This window comes from Shewanella sp. SM55 (assembly GCF_025654025.1).
GTDB classification, from domain to species: Bacteria; Pseudomonadota; Gammaproteobacteria; order Enterobacterales; family Shewanellaceae; genus Shewanella; species Shewanella oncorhynchi.
Map to the genome: position 1 here is coordinate 1 of NZ_JAKKRS010000042.1, position 627 is coordinate 627.

1 tRNA gene and 2 rRNA genes are annotated in these 627 nt (G+C 47.7%); all 3 read left to right on the forward strand.

The window, feature by feature from the left end:
* Window positions 1–158, forward strand: a 23S ribosomal RNA gene (locus L5L91_RS22610); the annotation flags it as partial.
* Window positions 159–347: 189 nt separating this feature from the next.
* Window positions 348–463: ribosomal RNA gene (gene rrf, locus L5L91_RS22615) — 5S ribosomal RNA — on the forward strand.
* A gap of 36 nt (window positions 464–499) precedes the next feature.
* Window positions 500–576, forward strand: a tRNA-Asp gene (locus L5L91_RS22620).
* Window positions 577–627: the final 51 nt, after the last annotated feature.

Below are 627 nucleotides of genomic sequence, written 5' to 3' on the forward strand. Positions count from 1 at the left end.
GAAAGCATCTAAGCGGGAAGCGAGCCCTAAGATGAGTCATCCCTAGGAATTTAATTCCTCTAAAGAGCCGTTCGAGACTAGGACGTTGATAGGCATGGTGTGTAAGCGTTGTGAGGCGTTGAGCTAACATGTACTAATGACTCGAGAGGCTTAACCATACAACCCAGATGGGTTTTACTGAAAATGTTCCAGACATTTTCTAGCACTTCCTCCTTCCATGGAGGTCGTACGAAAGCCTTAGACAGAATATCGACACTTGATGAAGTGTGAACTCAAACAAAGCAAATCAGCTTTCCGAATTATTATTAACGTGGTCCAGCGATGGACACGGTAATAAACAGAATTTGCTTGGTGACAATAGCCTTGTGGAACCACCTGATCCCATCCCGAACTCAGAAGTGAAACGCAAACGCGCCGATGGTAGTGTGGGGTCTCCCCATGTGAGAGTAGGTCATCGCCAAGCGCCTAATTTAGGTTAACGTGTAGACGTTAAGCTAAAGGAGCGGTAGTTCAGTTGGTTAGAATACCGGCCTGTCACGCCGGGGGTCGCGGGTTCGAGTCCCGTCCGCTCCGCCAACATTAAGAGATAAGCCTCATCGAAAGATGAGGCTTTTTTCGTTATGGCGT